4 protein-coding genes are annotated in these 3638 nt (G+C 30.9%); all 4 read left to right on the top strand.

The annotated features are described in order from the left end of the window. The first annotated feature begins 313 nt into the window (after nt 1-313). Nucleotides 314-955: a 4'-phosphopantetheinyl transferase family protein gene (locus ACH2BG_RS06130; protein ID WP_395046835.1), complete on the top strand. Its 642-nt coding sequence runs from the start codon at nt 314-316 to the stop codon at nt 953-955. A gap of 13 nt (nt 956-968) precedes the next feature. Beyond that, the gene (locus tag ACH2BG_RS06125; protein WP_395046834.1) at nt 969-1703 is read left to right on the top strand and encodes a geranylgeranylglyceryl/heptaprenylglyceryl phosphate synthase; all 735 of its coding nucleotides are present in this window, start codon (nt 969-971) and stop codon (nt 1701-1703) included. A gap of 8 nt (nt 1704-1711) precedes the next feature. Further along, nucleotides 1712-2344, top strand: coding sequence for a nicotinamide riboside transporter PnuC (pnuC, locus tag ACH2BG_RS06120; protein ID WP_395046833.1), 633 nt, complete (start codon nt 1712-1714; stop codon nt 2342-2344). After that, a partial coding sequence (locus tag ACH2BG_RS06115; RefSeq protein ID WP_395046832.1) for a DUF4301 family protein occupies nt 2296-3638 on the top strand: 1343 nt, incomplete at its 3' end. The genes pnuC and ACH2BG_RS06115, both read left to right, overlap by 49 nt.

Here is a 3638-nt window from a genome sequence, read left to right as displayed (position 1 = left end):
CTAATTCAATTTCTTTTCTTCCCCAAGCCGCTAGAGAAATGTCTTTTACTTTGAAAGCCACATAAGGCATAGTCGCTGTACTCATATTTATAGTATATTTGTATTATAATATTTTTTGCAAATTTACGTAATAAGTTTATAAAAAAACTAATTTCCGGAATATTTATACATTGTTTAACGGCCTAATTAATAGACCACTAATTAATATTTTTTTCAGGAGCTATTTCCCGCTTTACACTTCAATCTTTTTATTTTTAAAGAAAAAACAAAAAGGATTTGCGTTGCAATCGGGGCTAAAAATCAATTACATAACATGCCTTTACATAAAATAATTACACACGATTCATCTACCAAAATTTATATTTGGAAAATTGAAGAATCTTTCGAAGACTTATTCGATGAAGTTGTCCTTAACGACGTAAACCTCATCAGGTTAAACACGATGAAATCCGAAATGCATCAACGAGGCTTCTTGAGCGTTCGCAAACTACTGCAAGAAACTGGTTATTCTGATTTTGATTTGCATTATGATCAAGACGGAAAACCGCATCTAAAAGACAATCTATTTATTTCAATATCTCATTCTTTCGAATTTTCAACTATTGCAATAAGCGATAAACCCATAGGAATTGACATCGAATTGGCTAAAGAAAAAGTTCTAAAAATTGCCTCTCGATTTATGAATATTTCTCACCTGGAAGGTTTATCAGAAGAAGAACAAATTAGAAAAGCGACTGTTGTGTGGGGAATTAAAGAATCTGTCTTCAAAATTAAAAATGAAAAAGGGATTAGTTTTCCAGATCATATTTTTGAAAATCCTTTTTTATTATCCGACAAAAAAACAACGGCTCAATTGTCTTTTAACAATCTGATTGAATCTTTCGACATTTTTTTCGAAGAAATAGACTCGGATAATAGACAAAATTATACTTTAGTTTATGCATTCGAAAATTAGAAGTAAATAAAAAATGAGTACTATTTACAATCAAATCTTAAAAGCCAAAGCAAATCCCGAAGCATCGGGAGAGAAATTACTTGCTATTCTTTTGGATCCTGACAAAATCGATTTAGACAATATTCATCGATTAATCGAAAAAATTAACCAATCCCCAGCAACACATATTTTTGTTGGAGGAAGCATCGTTCGTGCTAATATTATTGACGAATTAGTATCAGAAATTAAGAAAAATTGCGGTTTGCCAATTGTACTTTTTCCAGGAAATCCGTCGCAAATATCAGACAAAGCCGATGCAATTTTGTTTCTGTCTTTAATCTCAGGAAGGAACTCAGATTACCTCATAGAGCATCAAGTAAACGCCGTTCCAATTTTAAAAAAAACCAATCTCGAAGTTATCCCAACAGGATATATTCTTATAGAAAGTGGCGCAGAAACCGCTGTAGAACGCGTGAGTAAAACAAAACCCTTATCGAGAAACAACCAAGAATATATTCTTCAAACAGCACAAGCTGGCGAAATGTTAGGCAAGAAGCTCATCTATTTAGAAGCGGGAAGTGGTGCGAAAGTCTCTGTTTCTAAAGAAATTATCACGTTAGTTTCTCAGAACATCAACATACCATTAATCGTTGGTGGCGGAATTACAGATTTCAGTGATATTGAAAAAATCCATAATGCTGGCGCCGATTTAGTAGTTATAGGAACTGCTTTCGAAAATAATTTGAATTTTTTTAACCAAAACCTATAACATTACAAATGATAGAATATTTATTTTCTCAATATAAAGATTATCCAAACTACGAAATTACACTTGAATTAATTGCCGTTTTTTTTGGATTGTGGAGCGTTTGGTGTGCCAAAAAAGACCATATTTTGGTTTTTCCAACAGGACTAGTTAGCACATTTATATATGCCTATTTACTTTGGAAATGGGATTTATTAGGCGATTCGATGATAAACGGTTATTATTTTATTATGAGTATTTATGGTTGGTATCATTGGACTCGAAAAAAAGGAGATGTTGTGGAATTTCCAATTTCAGTAATAACAAATAAAGAGAAAATAATAGCATTTATTCTTTTTGTATTAACACTTGTTTTTGTTATCATTGTATATCTTTATTTTGGTAAATTTACGAGTTGGTTTTCTTATGTAGATACCTTTTTGACCGCAATATTCTTTGTTGGAATGTGGCTCATGGCCAAAAGAAAAATTGAGAATTGGATTTTCTGGATTGTTGGCGATCTTATCTCAATTCCTTTGTATTTTGCAAAAGGGTATACATTTACAAGTTTACAATTTCTAGTATTTACAATTGTTGCCGTTTATGGTTATTTAGAATGGAAGAAAATATTACAGCAAAAAACAGTACCGCAAAAAGTAGTTTAATAGAAACTTACGACTTCAGCAATTCCGATTTCAAGCAAATTGAAGAGAAAGGAATCTTATTAGATACAATTTCAAATCAACTTTCTATTTTTAGAAATAAAATCCCAAAAATCACCTTACAAAGTCCAGCTACTTTACAAAACGGAATTTGGAATTTATCCGAAGAAGAATTTAAAGAAAAAATTGTTGCTTTTGACCAAAGAGGATCAAATTTAAAACTAGAAAAATTTGTTCCAGCTTCTGGAGCAGCCAGCAGAATGTTTCAATTTTTGAATGAATTTCTAAATGATTTTGATATTGAAACCGATACTATAAACGGATATATTAATAAAAATAAAGCAACTAGTCTGACTGTTTTTTTAACAGGAATAGAGAAATTTCCTTTTTTTGAAGCCCTAAATAAAAAACTTGAAGAAACTTTCCCAGACATTCATTCTTGGACAACAGATAAGAAAAATTATTACTTCATAAAATTTCTGATTGACTCAGAACACTTAGATTTTGCTAACAAACCAAAAGGCATTTTGCCATTCCATCAATACAAAAATCATATTGCAACACCTATCGAAGAGCATCTAAACGAAAGTGCTTGTTATGCGTCATCAAACGGAGTTTCTAATTTGCATTTCACCGTTTCGGAAGAACATCAAAAGGAATTTGAACATATTTTATCGACTGTAAAAAGTAAAATAGAATCAGATAATAACACTACAATAAACATCAGTTTTTCTTATCAAAACGAAAAAACAGATACGCTTGCCGTCGATTTTCAGAACAATCCTTTTCGTGATAAAAACAACAAATTAGTATTTAGACCTGGCGGACATGGCGCTTTAATTGAGAATTTAAATGATATTGACGCGGATATTATTTTTATTAAAAATATAGATAATGTGATTCAAAACCATATTGAAACTATTGCACTTTACAAAAAAGCATTAACAGGAATTCTGATACAGTTGCAAAATCAAATTTTCACCTATTTAAAAAATATTGATAATGATTTAGTTTCTGAAAACGACCTAGAAGCAATTATTTCTTTCGCAAAAAACAAGCTCAATATTGTAATTTCAAATGATTTTGAAAAAACTGCTTTTCATCATAAAATTACCTACATAAAAGAAATTTTCAACAAGCCAATTCGTATTTGCGGTATGGTAAAAAACGAAAATGAACCTGGCGGCGGTCCTTTTTGGATTCACAACACAAATGGAAATATTTCGTTACAAATTGTAGAAAGTTCTCAGATAGATTTACAAAATGAAGAACAATTGCAAATATTTCAATCGGCAAC

Source organism: Flavobacterium sp. (assembly GCF_043779715.1).
GTDB lineage: Bacteria > Bacteroidota > Bacteroidia > Flavobacteriales > Flavobacteriaceae > Flavobacterium.
This window is presented reverse-complemented; position numbering and strand designations above follow the sequence as displayed.

Coding starts and splice junctions, on each gene's coding strand:
- ACH2BG_RS06130 (WP_395046835.1), top strand. CDS start 314: ATGCCTTTACATAAAATAATTACACACGATTCATCTACCAAAATTTAT.
- pnuC (WP_395046833.1), top strand. CDS start 1,712: ATGATAGAATATTTATTTTCTCAATATAAAGATTATCCAAACTACGAA.
- ACH2BG_RS06125 (WP_395046834.1), top strand. CDS start 969: ATGAGTACTATTTACAATCAAATCTTAAAAGCCAAAGCAAATCCCGAA.